This is a genomic window from Maridesulfovibrio sp., from assembly GCF_963676065.1.
GTDB lineage: Bacteria > Desulfobacterota > Desulfovibrionia > Desulfovibrionales > Desulfovibrionaceae > Maridesulfovibrio.
Genome location: NZ_OY780933.1, coordinates 3,789,872 through 3,805,676 on the forward strand (window position 1 = coordinate 3,789,872; position 15,805 = coordinate 3,805,676).

16 protein-coding genes are annotated in these 15,805 nt (G+C 48.6%); 12 read left to right on the forward strand and 4 right to left on the reverse strand.

Features of this window, described 5'->3' with window-relative positions; translation table 11 throughout:
- Positions 1–6 precede the first annotated feature (6 nt).
- From ACKU35_RS16985 to ACKU35_RS16995, 3 genes are read left to right on the forward strand one after another with little or no spacing between them, the layout of a single operon-like run.
- A complete protein-coding gene (locus ACKU35_RS16985) occupies positions 7–348 on the forward strand; it encodes a hypothetical protein (protein ID WP_319761118.1) in 342 nt (113 codons plus the stop codon).
- 9 nt (positions 349–357) lie between these two features.
- Complete coding sequence (locus ACKU35_RS16990; RefSeq protein WP_319761120.1) at positions 358–912, forward strand: sigma-70 family RNA polymerase sigma factor; 555 nt, start codon at positions 358–360, stop codon at positions 910–912.
- Between the two features lie 16 nt (positions 913–928).
- On the forward strand, positions 929–1,879 hold the full coding sequence (locus ACKU35_RS16995; protein ID WP_319761123.1) for a rhodanese-like domain-containing protein: 951 nt from the start codon (positions 929–931) through the stop codon (positions 1,877–1,879).
- Between the two features lie 188 nt (positions 1,880–2,067).
- Here the strand turns inward: ACKU35_RS16995 and ACKU35_RS17000 are convergent, their stop codons facing one another.
- Positions 2,068–2,928, reverse strand: coding sequence for a glycine betaine ABC transporter substrate-binding protein (locus ACKU35_RS17000; protein ID WP_319761125.1), 861 nt, complete (start codon positions 2,926–2,928; stop codon positions 2,068–2,070).
- A gap of 193 nt (positions 2,929–3,121) precedes the next feature.
- On the opposite strand from ACKU35_RS17000, the gene ACKU35_RS17005 reads away from it, so the two are divergent.
- Complete coding sequence (locus ACKU35_RS17005; RefSeq protein ID WP_319761127.1) at positions 3,122–3,988, forward strand: LysR substrate-binding domain-containing protein; 867 nt, start codon at positions 3,122–3,124, stop codon at positions 3,986–3,988.
- A gap of 57 nt (positions 3,989–4,045) precedes the next feature.
- Here ACKU35_RS17005 and ACKU35_RS17010 read toward each other — a convergent pair whose 3' ends face one another.
- The 3 genes from ACKU35_RS17010 to ACKU35_RS17020 all read right to left on the reverse strand — a co-directional run bounded on the left by ACKU35_RS17010 (position 4,046) and on the right by ACKU35_RS17020 (position 7,182).
- Complete coding sequence (locus tag ACKU35_RS17010) at positions 4,046–4,666, reverse strand: UbiX family flavin prenyltransferase (protein WP_319761129.1); 621 nt, start codon at positions 4,664–4,666, stop codon at positions 4,046–4,048.
- A gap of 52 nt (positions 4,667–4,718) precedes the next feature.
- Entirely contained in the window at positions 4,719–5,534 is an 816-nt protein-coding gene (locus ACKU35_RS17015; protein WP_319761131.1) for an IclR family transcriptional regulator, read from the reverse strand.
- Positions 5,535–5,616: 82 nt separating this feature from the next.
- Positions 5,617–7,182 carry a BCCT family transporter gene (locus ACKU35_RS17020; protein ID WP_319761133.1) on the reverse strand — a complete coding sequence of 522 codons (1,566 nt, stop codon included), beginning with the start codon at positions 7,180–7,182 and terminating at the stop codon, positions 5,617–5,619.
- 490 nt (positions 7,183–7,672) lie between these two features.
- On the opposite strand from ACKU35_RS17020, the gene ACKU35_RS17025 reads away from it, so the two are divergent.
- The 8 genes from ACKU35_RS17025 (at position 7,673) to ACKU35_RS17060 (ending at position 15,740) form a co-directional block, all read left to right on the forward strand.
- Complete coding sequence (locus ACKU35_RS17025) at positions 7,673–8,743, forward strand: pyruvate ferredoxin oxidoreductase (RefSeq protein ID WP_319761135.1); 1,071 nt, start codon at positions 7,673–7,675, stop codon at positions 8,741–8,743.
- Positions 8,744–8,746: 3 nt separating this feature from the next.
- Positions 8,747–9,508: a thiamine pyrophosphate-dependent enzyme gene (locus ACKU35_RS17030; RefSeq protein WP_319761137.1), complete on the forward strand. Its 762-nt coding sequence runs from the start codon at positions 8,747–8,749 to the stop codon at positions 9,506–9,508.
- Positions 9,498–10,037 (forward strand): 2-oxoacid:acceptor oxidoreductase family protein, encoded by a 540-nt coding sequence (locus ACKU35_RS17035; RefSeq protein ID WP_319761139.1) that lies wholly within the window; start codon positions 9,498–9,500, stop codon positions 10,035–10,037. Before ACKU35_RS17030 ends, ACKU35_RS17035 begins: the two co-directional genes overlap by 11 nt.
- An 11-nt stretch (positions 10,038–10,048) precedes the next feature.
- Complete coding sequence (locus ACKU35_RS17040) at positions 10,049–10,261, forward strand: 4Fe-4S binding protein (RefSeq protein WP_319761141.1); 213 nt, start codon at positions 10,049–10,051, stop codon at positions 10,259–10,261.
- A gap of 56 nt (positions 10,262–10,317) precedes the next feature.
- Positions 10,318–12,465 carry an acetate--CoA ligase family protein gene (locus ACKU35_RS17045; RefSeq protein ID WP_319761143.1) on the forward strand — a complete coding sequence of 716 codons (2,148 nt, stop codon included), beginning with the start codon at positions 10,318–10,320 and terminating at the stop codon, positions 12,463–12,465.
- 36 nt (positions 12,466–12,501) lie between these two features.
- Positions 12,502–13,827 carry an FAD-binding oxidoreductase gene (locus ACKU35_RS17050; RefSeq protein WP_319761145.1) on the forward strand — a complete coding sequence of 442 codons (1,326 nt, stop codon included), beginning with the start codon at positions 12,502–12,504 and terminating at the stop codon, positions 13,825–13,827.
- Between the two features lie 101 nt (positions 13,828–13,928).
- A complete protein-coding gene (locus ACKU35_RS17055) occupies positions 13,929–14,306 on the forward strand; it encodes a Rid family detoxifying hydrolase (protein WP_319761147.1) in 378 nt (125 codons plus the stop codon).
- Positions 14,307–14,369: 63 nt separating this feature from the next.
- A complete protein-coding gene (locus ACKU35_RS17060) occupies positions 14,370–15,740 on the forward strand; it encodes an MFS transporter (RefSeq protein ID WP_319761149.1) in 1,371 nt (456 codons plus the stop codon).
- Positions 15,741–15,805 lie beyond the last annotated feature (65 nt).

A 15,805-nucleotide genomic window follows, 5' to 3' on the forward strand; every position in this document is an offset into this window, starting at 1 on the left:
TAAACAATGAAATCAAGTTTGACAAAAGTCATATTAAAAGTTCTAGCGGCTATCGGGCTCTTCGGGCTGTTAACCATGTGGCTGTGGAACATGCTCCTGCCCGACATATTCGGACTGCCTGAAATATCCCTGTTCCAGAGCATCGGCCTCTTGGTTTTGACCAGATTGCTGTTCGGCGGATTCGGGGTACTCAGGGATATGGGCCATTTCATGGCCCGCAAGGAAAGACAGGCAATCTTTGCGAGCTGGCATTCCATGACTCCCGAACAAAGGGCTGAATTCATAGCCAGAGCACGTTCACGCGGTGGGAAAAAGTTATTCGCCAACGCCGAAAATGCCGAAGAATAGTATTTCGATATGAGCAACCTGTCCTCATTGTTTAAAAGAGACGTTTTTCAAAAACGCTATCAACAATTACAAGTTTTTCTGCGAAAACGCCTGCAACCCGAGGATGCGGAAGATGTCATTCAAACCGCATTTTATAAACTGGTCAAAGCAGATCAGGATCTACTCTCGCCGGACTGGATTCTCGCATGGCTTTACCGGGTTGCGAGCAATGAAAGTATTGATCTGTTACGCAAAAACAAACCGATACCTTTTGCAGACCACCTTTCGCAGGAACAACACGAGTTTTTTGATGATACTCTGGCAATGATGCTTGCATCTGATGACAACCCGGAAAATGAAATGTTGCGCGATTTATTCTGGACTGAATTCGAAGCGACACTCAACGAACTGCCTCAGGAACAAAGACAGGCTTTCGAGCAAACCGAACTGCTCGGTAATTCATTCAAAAAACTTTCTGAAGAAACGGGGGTACCCGTTAACACTTTGATTTCCCGCAAACGCTACGCAGTGTTGCGGCTAAGAGAGCGCCTTGAAAAATGGCGTCAAGAAATTCTTAACTCATAAAATAAAGAGATAATACATGTCCTTTAACATTAAAATATTCATTTTTATTACCATTATGATAATGACCTTTGCCGTACCGTCTTTTGCTGCCGAAGAGACATTGCAGGAACAGATTCTGCGAATCAGTCGAAATGCCCTTAAGGTTCCGCACACTTTTACCGCAGCAAGTTTGCATGAAGCCATTTCAACAAATGATCCGTCTTTGTATATTATCAGCCTGCAAAATGAAAAAGAATACGCCGAGGGGCATATTCCCGGAGCGATCCGCATTGATTTGGATCTTGCTAATCCTGCGGCAGCTCTTAAATTGCTGCCGCGCAACAAAACCATTATTGTAACAGACTCCAACGGACAGTTGAGTTGTCAGGCAACACTGTTTCTACGCCAGCTAGGTTATGACGCCAGAAATCTCCTGCTCGGGGTGTTCGGCTGGAATCCCGAGTACGTCGTAGCCAGTGCTCGGCCCCAAAATGCAGGATTACCTATAGGCAAGAACGAGACTCCATTGCCACCGACAAGGACTTTTTATTCTCAGCCTTCAGGTATGGACGATAACAAGCTGATACTGCAAAAAACAAAAGAATATGCTTTGCAGAAAAGACCTGTAATTATCAGCCCTCAAGCCGTAACTGAGATGAAAGGCAATGCCGTCATCATCAGTTTGCAGACTCCTGAAGATTATGCATACGGGCATATTGCCGGAGCGGTAAACATTCCTGCTCAGGATTTTATTAAAGGCAGCCCCAAATTACTCCAGCTGCCGAAAGATAAAAAAATCGTTGTTACCTGCTATATCGGCCATTACTCAAATATCGGAGCACTGCTTCTGAACCAATTGGGCTATGAAGCGTATAGTCTGGATTGGGGATTGACCGGCTGGAACCAGTCTGCGTTCGCGAAACCGCTGCCTCCTTTGCAGGCCAAAAATTCATTTCCTGTTGAACGTGGAGAACATTATAACAACTAGCAGGTAAATATTAATAGGGTTAACTCACAGAAGCGAGTTAACCCTTTTATTTTGTCATAACCTGCTAAGGATAGGACATTAAGCAGAACACGCCATGACATAAATCTATAATTTTAAAAACGTTCAGAGCAATTATCTGTGCTACTGAAATGATTCTTCATAACTATAAAGAACAAACCGCTAAAAATTTACTGGTCAGTCCATTCGGCGTAGCGTTCAGGATATTTCTCAATAAACTTGCGCCCGGCATCTTTGGGATCCATGCCGTTTTTAATCCAGACCATAACTTCAGCCATTTCTTCGGGAGCCCAAAGGAATTTGTCCATGACTGAATACACTTCAGGCATGTCCTCCTTCAATCCTTTCCGCACAAGAGTCACAATCTGTCCGTCATCAACCGAACCATAAATTTGTTTAGGGTCCTTCAAATATTTCAGATCCCACACTCCCCACATCCAATGCGGAGTCCAACCGGTAACAACGCACCATTTATTTTGGCGTAAACGATCCTTGAGGGCAGCGGTCATCATAGCACCTGTGGATTCAACCAGTTCCAGATCATCAACACCGTATTCGCTTATAGCATTTTCAGTTTGCTGCATTACTCCTGAACCAGAATCGATTCCTATAATTTCATTATCAAACTTGTCCGCGTTGGCATTTAATTCATCAATACTGTCAATAGTTACATAGGAAGGAACAACCAATCCGCTCTGCACACCAACCATATTAGGCCCAAGATTGACCAGTTTATTTCCCATAGCCTTTAAATTGGATCTCTGAATAGGCTGCCAAGATGCCAATGTTCCTGTGACATCACCATTAGCTACGGCCATATACATGAAACCAACGGACACAGGAGTTAACTCCACTTCGTACCCCAATTTTTCCAAAATGGCTCTCATGACATTTACTGAAGCCAATTCTGAAGACCATTCCACATAAGCAAGTTCTACCTGGCCTTTACTTTTTGCCAATGCCGGCCCTACCAGAAGAAAGACTAGTGCTAATGAACAAACAACAAAAAAACATTTGTTTTTTAAAAACATAATACTCTCCTTAATATCATTAAATAGACACGTCCTTTATGGATACAGCTTCAATATTGCGCTCCCATACGACCTCTGATACTTCAAAGTGGTGTTACCGATGGGCATGGACGAATCAAAATTTTTAAGACAAATTTATTGCTTTTGAACAACAAAAAATTTTCATGCTTATTACAAAAGAAATTACTGACAAATGAGAAAAAATCTGGACATCCATCTACTGCGCAGTTTTTGCGAAGTGGCTAAACAGGGAAGCTTCACAGCTGCGGCGAAAAGGATACACCTTACCCAATCAGCTATTAGTGCGCAGATACGTCGTCTTGAAACAGGTCTTGGCACCCGGCTGCTGGAGCGCGATAATCGTAGCGTCGTCTTGACTGAAGTAGGCGAACGGCTACTGGTATATGCCAAACGCATTTTAGCACTTAACGACACCGCATTGGACGATCTGGGCATGTCCGAGGACCTTCAAGGCGTAGTCCGACTCGGCATCCCATCCGACTATGCAGCGCATCTTCTGCCTAAGGTTCTTGAAAAATTCAAGGATCAATACCCCAACGTACGTCTGGAATTATTTTGCGAATTGTCTGTAGATTTGCTTGGTCTACTTCATAGAGGACGGATTGATCTAGCGTTGGTTACCCGACAGCATAATTCTTCTGGAGGAGATTTAGTCCGGCGTGAAAAATTGGTATGGGTAGGACGATCCCAAACACAATCCTTCCTAACCGACCCGCTGCCGCTTGCCCTTTTTCCACCGGGTTTTTGTATATTTCGTGAAAATGCCCTTGAAGCACTAAGCAAGCAGGGACGAAAATGGCGCATAGTATGTACCAGCCGAAGTCTTTCCGGTATTCGTGCGGCGGTCTCTGCCGGGCTGGCTGTTTCAGTTGTTGCCGAACATACTCTCTCACAGGATATGTCCATTTTGACTACCGATGAAGGATTTCCAGACCTACCGGAAATTGAAATTGCACTACACACTGCAGGTGGAGAAGATATACTTTCACCACCCGCAGGCGCATTAGCAAAATTCCTCAAGGAAACGCTTTCTGACTAAGAATCTTTGGAAAAGACTGGCTACAAGAGAGGTTAGCTTTACGGGAGGCATCATCTATTAAAATGCACGCAATGGAGCCTCGCACTCCATACTCCCCCATCTTTTAAATCCCGTTGCCTCTACGCCGAATTCATGAAGAATCTTCCCCACGATGTGTCCTGTCATATCCGCAACAGATTGTGGATGGTTGTAATACGTCATCATGGGAGGCATGACCACAACCCCCATTTCGGTAAGAGAAAGCATATTACGTAAATGTATCGGACTTAGCGGAGTCTCCCGGGCAATCATGACCAGTTTGCGCCGTTCCTTTATAGTTACATCCGCTGCCCGAAGGAGCAGGTTATCCGAATAACCGCTACAAACTCCGGCAACAGTCTTCATACTGCACGGGACAATAACCATCCCTTCGGTAACAAATGTACCGCTGGCAATGTTTGCTCCCACATCTTCACGGTCATAAATCCGGGTAGCGTAGTCACCCAGTTGAGATTCGGTTATATGCGTTTCATGTTCAAGCGTGCGGACTCCGCCATTGCTGATCACTAAATGAGTTTCCCAATCCGGCAGCAGCCGCAAGGTTTTAAGCAGTTCCAAAGCCAGTGCAGAACCGCTGGCACCGCTGATGCCAACAGTAAGACGTTTTCTTCGGGGGTACTCCCTAATTTTATCCAACATACTTTTCTCCTTGATACCGCAGAACCTACCCCATAAATTCCGATAAATTAGACTATTCAACAAGCTGTCCAACAGCCGCATCAATATCAAACGAAAAAGAGATGTCCGGAGCATGAAACATCTTGGAGGCTTCAGCCGCAGCATTTGGGATTTCGTAAAGCAACTTTTGAGAGAAGTACCTATCCAGACGCACTGTAGGAACTGAGCAACTTATTGTAGCAATAATCTTCCCTGTATCATCGAACACTGGAGCAGCAACACATCGCACCCCTTTATAGAGCTCTTCAAAGTCAAAACCTATACCCTGTTCGCGAATACATTCTATCTCTTTATATATACTGTTGATAATCTCAGTCGTGATACTGAAATCACTATGTCGCAATTCCTTAATAAAACGACGTAACTCCTCCTCAGGCAAAAATGCTAAAAAGACCTTGCCAGACGCAGAAAGGTAGGCTGGAAAAGAGGTTCCTATTACAGAATCCATCTGCAACGCATGGTCCGAACCGACCTGATGGACAACGACCATATTCAATCCGGAAAGCACACTAAGGTTGATCGTTTCATTTACTTTATCACGCAGAGCACTAAGGATAGGATTGAGGGTTACCCCCATGTCGCTTTGCGAAGCAATCTGCTTACCCAGTTTGTGAAATTTAAGAGTCAAGGTATATGCTCCCCCACGTTCAAGCTGGCGCACATAACCCAACTCTTCCAGAGTACGCAGAATCCGCTGCAATGTTCCCTTGGGGATTGAACACTTTTCATTGAGAGCTTTCAATGTCCAGTTGCTTTTTATCGCCATTGTTTCAATGACAAAAAGAGCTTTTTCTAAAGACCGCATCATAAAATATTTATCGTCAGCCATTACTTTCCTCGAAAACTACATTTTCCGTTATTAATATAGACAAAATCACTATCGTTATAGGCCGGCAAAGACATTCATAGCGTTAGCTATTTTCCGATTTATTGTCTAGCCAATCAGGTTTGTCCAATAAGTAAATACCTTCCTTCACAAGCGACACGCACATGGCAAAAGTAAACAGCATCATCGGGAATCCTGCCAATGAGATCAGCCCGCGTACAGGATCAATCCCCCCTGAGATACACAACACATAAGCGATAAGCCCCACGACAATCCCCCATAAAATTTTAAGCTTCTTGGGAGGCTCCTCGCTTGCTCTAACCCCCTTGGTGGAAATGATTGCAAGCGTTGCCACAAGAGAATCCGTCATAGTTGCGAATGAAAAAACAATTGTGACCACGAAAATACCCATCAGGATCTGACTGAAAGGAAACTGGGCAAGCAAAATATAAACCATGGACTCCATACCGTATTCGTGGATACCGGACCACACATCGACCAAACCACTCCACTGGAAATACACGGCAGTCCCGCCAAAGGTGGCAATCCAGAAATGACAGAAGATAGTCGGAGGAATTACATTTACCAGAATAAACTGACGGATGGTTCTGCCCTTGCCCAGCCGCGCAAGAAAATGTCCCAGCAACGGTGCGAAAATAAAGAATATCTCCATGTATGGGACAAGCCACTGCATAGGCCATTTATCTTCAATCTGCATGGTATTAAGCAGGGTGCTGTTTCGAAAAAAATTATTCACGAAATACCCGAAGGACTCAACCCCGAGACCAAGGATAAACAAGGTCGGCCCGGCAAAAAGAACCAGAGCCATAAAGAAAAGAAATGCCCTCGTGGTTCCCGTAGACAGATAACGCATACCTTTTTTAAGGCCAGAATAAGAGGAGAGAACATAAATCGGGATGATTATGGCCGCTGCTGCTGCCCATGTTCCCGCCCCAGGAGTATAATCGAAGAGCCGTCCGGCCCCGCTGCCGATCTGCATAAGCCCCGCTCCCATACTGGTGGCAATAGCGCAACATAGCGAAAAAAGACAGACAGCATGCACTGTCGGCGCGAGAACAGGACGCAATTTTTCTGGGAAAATAGCGTACATTCCAGCGGCAACCGACAACGGATAATTACGATTGTAGCTCACCAAAGCGATTGCCACCGCGCAAACGGTATAAAAACAATACTGGGCAATGGTCCAATGCAGGGTGGTCTGGGCAATGGCAAAGACCCCGGCATCTTTGGAACCGGGTTCTATGTTCAGACTCAACGGAGGTTGCATCATATGATATATCGGCTCACCCATGGCCCAAAAAAGAATTCCGATCCCTATACAGCCGCAAAGAGAAAGAGCGAACCACTGCCAGAAAGTGAATTCCGGTTTTGCATCCTTACCACCCAGCCTGATATTTCCTATAGGAGAGAAAGCAATCCCTGCGGTAAACATGACTATAATTATCCCCAAGGACACTTCCAGCCAGCCGAAATTCACATGAATCCATTGCATTACCCCCCCGAGAAAAGAAGCCAGCCCCTCATGATATACCAATCCCAAAGTAATGCCGACGACCAGCAGAATAAATCCGGGCCAGAAAGTATAGTGATTAAGCTTGCTCCGTTCTTCTAGGTTTTCTGCTTCTGACATAAACTTTCTCCATTTATCCGAAGACTTATCAACATTGCCGCACACGGTGCCAGCACGACTTTACTCCACTTCTGCCAGACTTCGATAAGCAGATAGCTTAGCCGAGCCCAATCCACTTTTTAAAACGCTGCACCACTTAGTGGTAAGCCTAAGGCAAACATAAAAGTGATGTCAATGGGGATCATATTTAAATCTACTAAACAAAAACATTCTTTCTCCATAGCCATTGCATTTTACAAAGACATCTATTTTATATTTAAATATCTTCAATTACGCATGGATATTTTTTAAAACGAGGGTTGACGATAATTCAAACCTCGGCTAATGTTCAAATTAACGGTACGTCATACCACTATTTGGCACGATGTTTTTTAATCAATGAGGTCTGTACAAAGCCACTTCGGCATTCATAGTGGTACACTATACCGTAATGTGGAATGGAATTTTTTAGCACAACTGACAAACCATAACAAATTTCATTGAGGTGAACATGACCCAGGAAACTTTGTTTTTGAAAAACACGGAAACCTTTGCCGAGAGTCTGGCCCGATGCGGAGTAAAGTATCACTTCGCATACCCAATTACTCCGGCAACGGATGTCATGAAACGCATGGCTGTCATTCTGCCTAAATATGGCGGGGAAATGATGCAGATGGAAAGTGAGCTGGCAGTATCCAGCGCTCTTGCAGGTGCGGCCTGCACGGGAAAGCTGGTCGCCACTTCCAGCTCCGGCCCTGGCTTGACCCTGATGCATGAAGCCATCGGTTTCATGTGCGCGGCGGAACTGCCCTGCATAGTCTTCGATTCCATGCGCGTAGGCCCCGGTGATGGAGACATCCTCGGCGCACAGAGTGACTACTATGTTGTGACGAGAGGCGGAGGGCACGGAGATTACCATACCATAGTCATGGCCCCTTCCTCCGGACAGGAAATCGCAGACATAATGCCCCACGGAGTGCGTCTGGCCTACAAATACCGCACCCCGGTCCTCTTCGTCCTTGACGGCGTAAGTGCCCAGACCACCGAGTCCACCACCCTTCCGGCCTACAACGATTACTCCGCTGAATTCGACACTTCAGCATGGGCCTTCACCGGGACCAAGGATCACGCCAAACGCGCCCTCATCACTGGCAGCTATTCCCATGAAGATGGTTACGAATTGAATGAAATGCTCCGCGCAAAATACGAAATAATCCGCGAAAATGAGCAGATGTGGGAGCAGGAACAGGTCGAAGACGCGGATCTGGTCATTGCAGCCTTCGGCATCCATGGCCGCATGTGCCGCGACATGATCGCCAAAATGCGGACCGAAGGCAAAAAAGTCGGTTTCATCCGCCCCATCACCCTGTGGCCTTTCCCGAACAACGCCTTTCAGGCCCTGCCTGACTCAGTGAATAACATTCTCGTAGTTGAAATGAACCACGGGCAGATGGTTGATGATGTCCGCCTTGCCGTGAACGGACGCACTCCTGTTCACTTCCTGGGCAAAACCGGCGGAGACCAGCCGATGAACACCCTGGCAGAAATGATTGCCGAAGCAGACAGAATCCTGGGGGAATAAATCATGCAAAATCTCAGCACCAAATACGGCAAGACCTTAAATCTGGACAAACTGACCAGTTATTGCCCCGGTTGCGGACACGGCATCGTGACCAGACTGGTGGCCGAAGCCATCGAGGAACTGGGCGTAATGGAAAGAACCATTGCCATTGTCGGCATCGGCTGTGGCGGGTTCTCCCATCATTATATGGATATCGATGCCATTGAGGCCACTCACGGACGCTCTCCCTCATTTGCCATCGGCTACAAGCTAGCCATGCCGGAGAACATCGTCTTCACCTATGCAGGTGACGGCGACACCTGCGCCATCGGCCTCGGCGATCTAATGCATGCGGCCAACAAGGGCATGCCCGTCACCACCATCATGGTCAACAACACCGTCTTTGGCATGACAGGCGGACAGATGTCCCCCACGACACTTGAAGGACAGGTCACCGCCACCTCGGTCAAGGGCCGCAACATAAGTTCTCAAGGCTACCCTCTGCTGGTACCGGAAATGATGCAGTCCATGCCCGGAGTAAAATATCTGGCCCGTGAAAGCGTAAACTCCCCCAAGGCCGTGCGCAAAGCCAAGAAAAGCATCCGCAAGGCTTTTGAATGTCAGGTCAAAGGACTGGGCTACTCCTTCGTTGAAGTGATCGTACCCTGTCCCACCGGACTCAAAATGAACGTCAAGGATTCCTATCAGCGGTGCGGCACCGAAATGACAGACTATTTCAAACCTCAGGTCTTCAAAGACGAAACGGAGCAAGACGATGTTGCATAAATGTATGTTTTCAGGTTCCGGCGGACAGGGTTCCGCACTCATGGCAAAAATTGTCTGCCTCGGCGCCATCAAGGAAGGTCTGAAAGTGGTCATGACCCAAACCTACGGTATCGAGCAGCGCGGCGGAGACTCTACCGCCTTTGTAATCGTTTCAGACGACCCTATCGGCAGCCCCATTGTGGAAAACGATGCCAACGTAGCCGTAGCCCTTAGCCAGTCCATCTACGAAAACTGTTTTGAAGGCGTTGTTCCCGGTGGAAAGCTTTTCACCAACAGTTCCATTGTTGAAGAAACAAAGGAAGCGGAAGGTTTCGAACAAAAAATGCTCCCGGTATCCGACATGGCAGTAGAACTCGGCACAGTACGCTGCGCCAACATGGTTATGTTGGGAGCGGTACTCGCCGGGACTGAAATGCTCAAGCTGGAAACAGCTGAGGAAGTGATTCGGGAAACCTTCGGGGCCAAGAAACCCAAACTGGTTGACCTGAACATTGAAGCGTTGCGCACTGGCTTTGCCGCAGTGAAATAAGGAGGCTGAAAATGGCAGAAAAACATCATGTGATAGATGCACGCCGCTGCAAGGCATGCGGGCTTTGCGTGGACACCTGCCCCAAAGGTGTTCTTGCGCTGGGCAGTGCGATCAATGGTCAGGGATACAACTATGTTGAACAGGCAAATCCTGAAAAATGTGTCAAGTGCGATATCTGCGGCATTATCTGCCCCGATGTGGCTATTGGAGTTGTCACCGAATAATTTACAGCCCCCTTCCCGGACCAAAACGGGAAGGGGATTTCACGGAGTTTTTTACCATGAGTGAACTGGTTCCTCTGTTTAAGCCCAAAAGCGTTGCCCTGATCGGTGCTTCCTCAAACTCGAAGAAGTACGGTTACTGGACTGCCAAAAGTCTGGTTGAAAACAAATTCGACGGGGACATCTATCTCGTATCCCGTTCCGGCGGCGAAATTTTCGGACAACCCACCTATGCGGACATAACTTCCGTTCCCGGCGAAGTTGATCTGGCCATCATCGCCATTGCGCCAAAATTCATCCTTCCGGTAATGGAACAATGTGTAGCTAAAGGCGTTAAATGCGCCATTGTAGTCTCCACCGGATTCGGTGAAGTCGGCCCTGAAGGGAAGGAGCTTGAACGCCAGATGCTGGAGATTGCTCGCAAAGGCAACATGCGTGTGCAAGGCCCAAACTGCATGGGAACATACAGTGCAGCCAAAAGCATGAACGCCAGCATCATCGACCTCGCCCCCGGTCCCATGAGTCTGGTGCTCCAGAGCGGTAACTTCGGTATCGACATCAACTTCAACGCCAAATCCCGCAACCTCGGTTACAGTTGCTGGGCCACCATCGGCAACCAGATGGATATGCGTTTCAGCGATTTTGTCGAGTACATCGAAACCGACGACTACTCCAAAGTCTTGCTCCTTTACATGGAAGGATTGCGCGTTGAGAATGAGGAAGACGGACGCCGCTTTCTTGAAGCTGCCAAAAAGACTGCTGCCAAAAAGCCCATTGCCGCCATCAAGATCGGCCGCAGTGAAGCAGGAGCCCGTGCAGCAGCATCCCACACCGGCTCCCTTGCCGGCAGTGAAAAAATCTTCGACGCTGCCCTGAAACAGGCCGGTATCATCCGGGTGGACAGTCCCGGCCAGTTGCTGGACGCAGCGGAAGCATTCTCCAAATGCAAACCCGCCAAGGGCAAACGCATCGCCATTCTAACCGATGGCGGCGGACACGGCGTAATGGCCACCGACTTTGCGGAAAAATTCAATCTCGAAGCACCGGTCCTTTCCGATGCCACCCAGAACAAACTGAAAGAAATCCTCATGCCTCACTGTCCCATCAAGAACCCAGTAGACCTTGCTGGAACACCTGAGGCCGACATGTGGGTCTTTGACCGCTGCCTTGAAGTCCTTCTGAATGACCCGGACGTTGACGGTATCATCATTGTCGGTCTTTACGGCGGATACGCCGACCTCTCGGAGGAATTCCGTACCCTTGAAATGGATGTAGCTAAAAGCATGACTGAAAAAATCGCCACCGGAGATAAACCGGTCGTGATGCATTCCATTTATGCACCGCAAAACCCGGAATGTCTGGAATACATCCGGGAGAACGGTGTTCCGATTTTCGGTGAAGTCGATGCTGCCGTACGTACCATGGGCCTGCTTTCCGCTTACAGTGACTTAAAAAATAATCTGCAGGAAGAAGCCGGGGAAGAGCTTCCCGAAATGCCTGCCGACCGTAAGGAAAAAGCCAAAGCTATTCTGGATGCTGTCCGAGAATCCGGACGCTCCAGCCTTGTAGAAACCGAAGCCCGCGATGTGCTGCGTTGCTACGGCCTTGAGCTGGGTCAAGACTATCTGGCCACCACCGCGGATGAAGCAGCCGAATTCTACGATAAAATCGGCGGCAAAGTAGTTATGAAAATCGTTTCCCCAGACATTCTGCACAAGACCGATGCCGGAGGCGTGGCCCTGAACATAGATTCCGGAGAAAATGCCCGCGAGGCCTTTGAACAGTTAATCAAAAACGGGCGCCGTTACAAATCAGATGCCGACATCTTCGGAGTCATGATGACCGCCATGCTGCCCGGAGGGGTGGAATGCATCATCGGTTCCAGTCACGATAACACCTTCGGCCCCACTGTCATGTTCGGACTGGGCGGTATTTTTGTGGAAGTCCTGAAAGATGTCTCCTTCAGGGTAGCTCCGGTGAATATGCCCTCCTGCCGCAGCATGATCCGCGAAATCAAAGGTCTGGATATGCTCCAAGGAGCCCGAGGCACCAAACCCTGTGACCTCGAAGCTCTTGCTGAAACCGCCTGCATAATTTCGCAGCTGGTCAGCGAACTTCGTGATATCGCTGAAGTAGACCTCAACCCGGTTTTTGCCTGGGAAAAAGGCTTGGCTATCGCCGACGCAAGAATTATCCTGCACGACTAACACGTATAGATTTATTATAAAAAAGAGAGATCGAATATGCGCGACGTAAAACTATACCCCACAACCACCGGACAAAGCTGGTTGGAAATGTCCTCATACAAAAATCATACTTTCAAACCCCATTCCGAAATCAAGGATGAATATGATTATATCATTGTAGGGGCCGGATACGGCGGACATGCAGCGGCCAGACGTCTTGCCGAACTGCATCCCGAAGCAAAAATTGCTGTATTTGAAGCAATCATAATCGGCAATAACGACAGCGGGAAAAATGCCGGATTCATCATCGACGTTCCCCATGACTTCGGTGACCAGGGCGGTTCCTCCTTTGAAGAAAACCAAAAATACTTTGAACTCAATACCTTCATCATTAAATGGATGGAAGACACTATCAAGAGAGAAGGCATTGAAGACGTGGACTGGGACCACTGCGGTAAATATCTGTGCTGTGCCGAAGAAAAAAGCTTCAAGCTGATTGAGCACGAAGTTTCCGAACTCAAGCAGATGAACTGCTCTTATGAAGTTGTCGAAGGAGAAGACCTCTACCGCCGCACCGGCACCCGCTACTATAAAAAAGCACTCTACACCCCCGGTTCCGTTCTCATCAACCCCGCAGATGTTCTCCGCGCCCTGTTCGCAGTAATGCCTGAAAACGTGGATGTTTTTGAAGAAGCTCCGGTCATGCGCGTCGATGAAGGCAGCCCTGCAAGTATCACTCTGCGCAGCGGAAAACGGATTCAGGGCAAATACGTTCTTACTACCAGCGGCCCCTTCATCCCGCAATTCGGTATCGGCAAGAAAGTATTCTGCCCCGTACTTTCCTATGGTGCATTTACCCGCCAATTTACTGATGATGAAATGCGCTACTTCGAAGGTGTCAAGCCCTGGGGTTGTACTGCAGGGCATCCAGCCGGAACAACCGTACGTTTCACCCGCGACAACCGCATCTACGTGCGTAACGGATTCTCCTACGCCACCAAACTCACCACCTCACATCAGCGCATCCAACGTTCCATTCCCAAACTGCGCAAAGCCTACGAAAACAGATTCCCAGAGCTTAAGCACGTTAACTTCGAATTCGTTTCCGGCGGCATGATCAACATGACCATGAACTACCGCCCGCTGATGATGCAGCAACATCCCAGCATATTTGCCTCCGCCAGTGGAGAAGGTGCGGGTGTGGCCAAGACAAGCCTGCTTGGCTACTACCTTGCCGAATGGGTCAGTGGCAACAGCAGTCCGGACCTTGACTTCCTGCGCAAAATATCCACTCCCGTGCGCTTGCCACCCGAGCCTTTCCTGACCATAGGGGCTGAAGCACGTCTCTTTTACGAAGAGTTCTGCGCTAAAAAAGAAATCTAAAAACCTCACCATACGCTACATGCCTCCTGATTAACGGAGAGGTTGCCGAACATAGCTTCGGCAACCCTTCCGCAGGAAGCCCATACCCTAAGGAGTACCATATGGAATTCTTTAATTCGAAAGAATCTGCTGAAGTTGTAGGGCCTTACAGTCATTGCGTAAAAGCAGGCAACACATACTATGTTTGTGGTCAGGTTCCCTTCCATCCGGTCAGCGGCGAAGTCGTGGGAGTCTCAATCGAGGAACAGACCAGACAGACTCTGAACAACCTTAAATCGGTACTGGACGCAGCCGGCCTTGATTTTTCGCACATAGCAAAGACCACAGTATTTCTGGCTACTATGAATGATTTTGCAGGATTCAACGAGGTGTACGCCGAATTTATGGGCGATCACCGTCCGGCAAGGCTGTGCCTTGGTGCCGGTGAAATAGTTCACGGCTGCCTGCTGGAAATGGATGCAATCGCTTACAAGGAATAATTGCGCTTAAAATGAACCATTTTCATTTTTCAACCTAATGCATTATTTTGCAAGGAGTGTACAATGGCACCTAACGCACAAAACAGAATTAATTTCGATGATGCCCCTTTTTCTCCAATCCACAAAAAAATCGCGGTCGGCACCTTCATGGGCCAAATCTGCGACGGATATGTTCTCGGGATTGTTGGTATCGCGCTGACCTATGCCACCGGAGCACTGGAGTTGGACAGCAACTGGATGGGTCTTATCGGTGCCGGAGCGCTATTCGGCATCCTCTTCGGAAGTCTGCTTACTGGAATTATTATTGACCGCATCGGCAGAAAATCCGCATACGCCTTTGTGGCCTTTTTCACCCTGCTCCTTTCCGTGGCCCAATTCTTCCTGAGCGATCCTCTACATCTGGTAATTGTTCGTTTTCTGCTCGGCATGTGCGTTGGTGCCGACTACACTGTAGGAGTATCTCTGCTCAGTGAATGGACACCGGAAAAAATACGCACCAAAATGATGAGCTGGCTCATGGCCGCCTGGACTTTCGGCTACATCATCTCCTACTTTGCCGGTCTCGTTATCGCCACCATGGATGACTTGGGCGACAACGGCTGGCGCTGGATCATCTGCTCCTCCGCACTGCTCGCTGGGCTTACTCTGGTAATCCGCATCGGTTCCCCGGAATCACCCAGCTGGACCATTGCCAAGAAAGGAACTGCAGCAGCATTAAGCCTGATCCACACCCATCTCGGTCCCGACTACGGACTGCCCGCAAAAGAAGAAAAAGTTGAATCAGCTTCCTTCTGGCGTCTCTTTAGCCCTGAATTGTGGCGCAACACTGTTACTTCCTGTACCTTCTTCCTCTGTCAGGTACTGCCCTTCTTCGCCATATCCATCTTCCTCCCGGTTGTCGTCAAAGGCCTCAACATTGCCAACCCCCATGCTTCAGGCATGATGTATAACGGGTTTACCATGGTCGGCGTTATCATTGGTATTCTTATCGCCGATAAAATCTCCCGCCGCGCATTCCTGCTCTGGACCTTCTACGGTGCAGGTGCAATCCTGACTATCATGACCGTCTGGCAGGACATGCCAGCCACTCTGGCCTTTGTACTGCTGGGTGCTTTTTCCACAGTGCTGGCCATCTCTATCGTCGCCGAATGGCTCTACCCGCCGGAGCTCTTCCCCACCGAACTCCGCGGTTCCGGCGTTGGTTTGACCATCGCCGCCAGCCGTATCGGTGCGGGAATGGGAACCTGGATGCTACCCGTAGTCACTGAACAATATGGTGTCAGCACCACCCTGATCTGCTGCATTGCCTCTCTGGTCATCGGCGGGGTGGTCTGCCAGTTGCTTGCTCCTGAAACATCCCCCCAATTCACAGCCGCCCTCCAGTTCCAACCTAAGGACAAAGCGGCTGAGAACAAAGCCTATGCAAGGAATTAATTTCTCCTCGCTATGACCTCGCCTGAGAACTGTTCCCCGACCCGCTTCGGGGAACAGTTCTCCCC

What these genes read in the sequence shown, in the direction of transcription:
- ACKU35_RS16985 (WP_319761118.1), top strand. Translation starts at nt 7, where the DNA reads ATGAAATCAAGTTTGACAAAAGTCATATTAAAAGTTCTAGCGGCTATC.
- ACKU35_RS16990 (WP_319761120.1), top strand. Translation starts at nt 358, where the DNA reads ATGAGCAACCTGTCCTCATTGTTTAAAAGAGACGTTTTTCAAAAACGC.
- ACKU35_RS16995 (WP_319761123.1), top strand. Translation starts at nt 929, where the DNA reads ATGTCCTTTAACATTAAAATATTCATTTTTATTACCATTATGATAATG.
- ACKU35_RS17000 (WP_319761125.1), bottom strand. Translation starts at nt 2,928, where the DNA reads ATGTTTTTAAAAAACAAATGTTTTTTTGTTGTTTGTTCATTAGCACTA.
- ACKU35_RS17005 (WP_319761127.1), top strand. Translation starts at nt 3,122, where the DNA reads ATGAGAAAAAATCTGGACATCCATCTACTGCGCAGTTTTTGCGAAGTG.
- ACKU35_RS17010 (WP_319761129.1), bottom strand. Translation starts at nt 4,666, where the DNA reads ATGTTGGATAAAATTAGGGAGTACCCCCGAAGAAAACGTCTTACTGTT.
- ACKU35_RS17015 (WP_319761131.1), bottom strand. Translation starts at nt 5,534, where the DNA reads ATGGCTGACGATAAATATTTTATGATGCGGTCTTTAGAAAAAGCTCTT.
- ACKU35_RS17020 (WP_319761133.1), bottom strand. Translation starts at nt 7,182, where the DNA reads ATGTCAGAAGCAGAAAACCTAGAAGAACGGAGCAAGCTTAATCACTAT.
- ACKU35_RS17025 (WP_319761135.1), top strand. Translation starts at nt 7,673, where the DNA reads ATGACCCAGGAAACTTTGTTTTTGAAAAACACGGAAACCTTTGCCGAG.
- ACKU35_RS17030 (WP_319761137.1), top strand. Translation starts at nt 8,747, where the DNA reads ATGCAAAATCTCAGCACCAAATACGGCAAGACCTTAAATCTGGACAAA.
- ACKU35_RS17035 (WP_319761139.1), top strand. Translation starts at nt 9,498, where the DNA reads ATGTTGCATAAATGTATGTTTTCAGGTTCCGGCGGACAGGGTTCCGCA.
- ACKU35_RS17040 (WP_319761141.1), top strand. Translation starts at nt 10,049, where the DNA reads ATGGCAGAAAAACATCATGTGATAGATGCACGCCGCTGCAAGGCATGC.
- ACKU35_RS17045 (WP_319761143.1), top strand. Translation starts at nt 10,318, where the DNA reads ATGAGTGAACTGGTTCCTCTGTTTAAGCCCAAAAGCGTTGCCCTGATC.
- ACKU35_RS17050 (WP_319761145.1), top strand. Translation starts at nt 12,502, where the DNA reads ATGCGCGACGTAAAACTATACCCCACAACCACCGGACAAAGCTGGTTG.
- ACKU35_RS17055 (WP_319761147.1), top strand. Translation starts at nt 13,929, where the DNA reads ATGGAATTCTTTAATTCGAAAGAATCTGCTGAAGTTGTAGGGCCTTAC.
- ACKU35_RS17060 (WP_319761149.1), top strand. Translation starts at nt 14,370, where the DNA reads ATGGCACCTAACGCACAAAACAGAATTAATTTCGATGATGCCCCTTTT.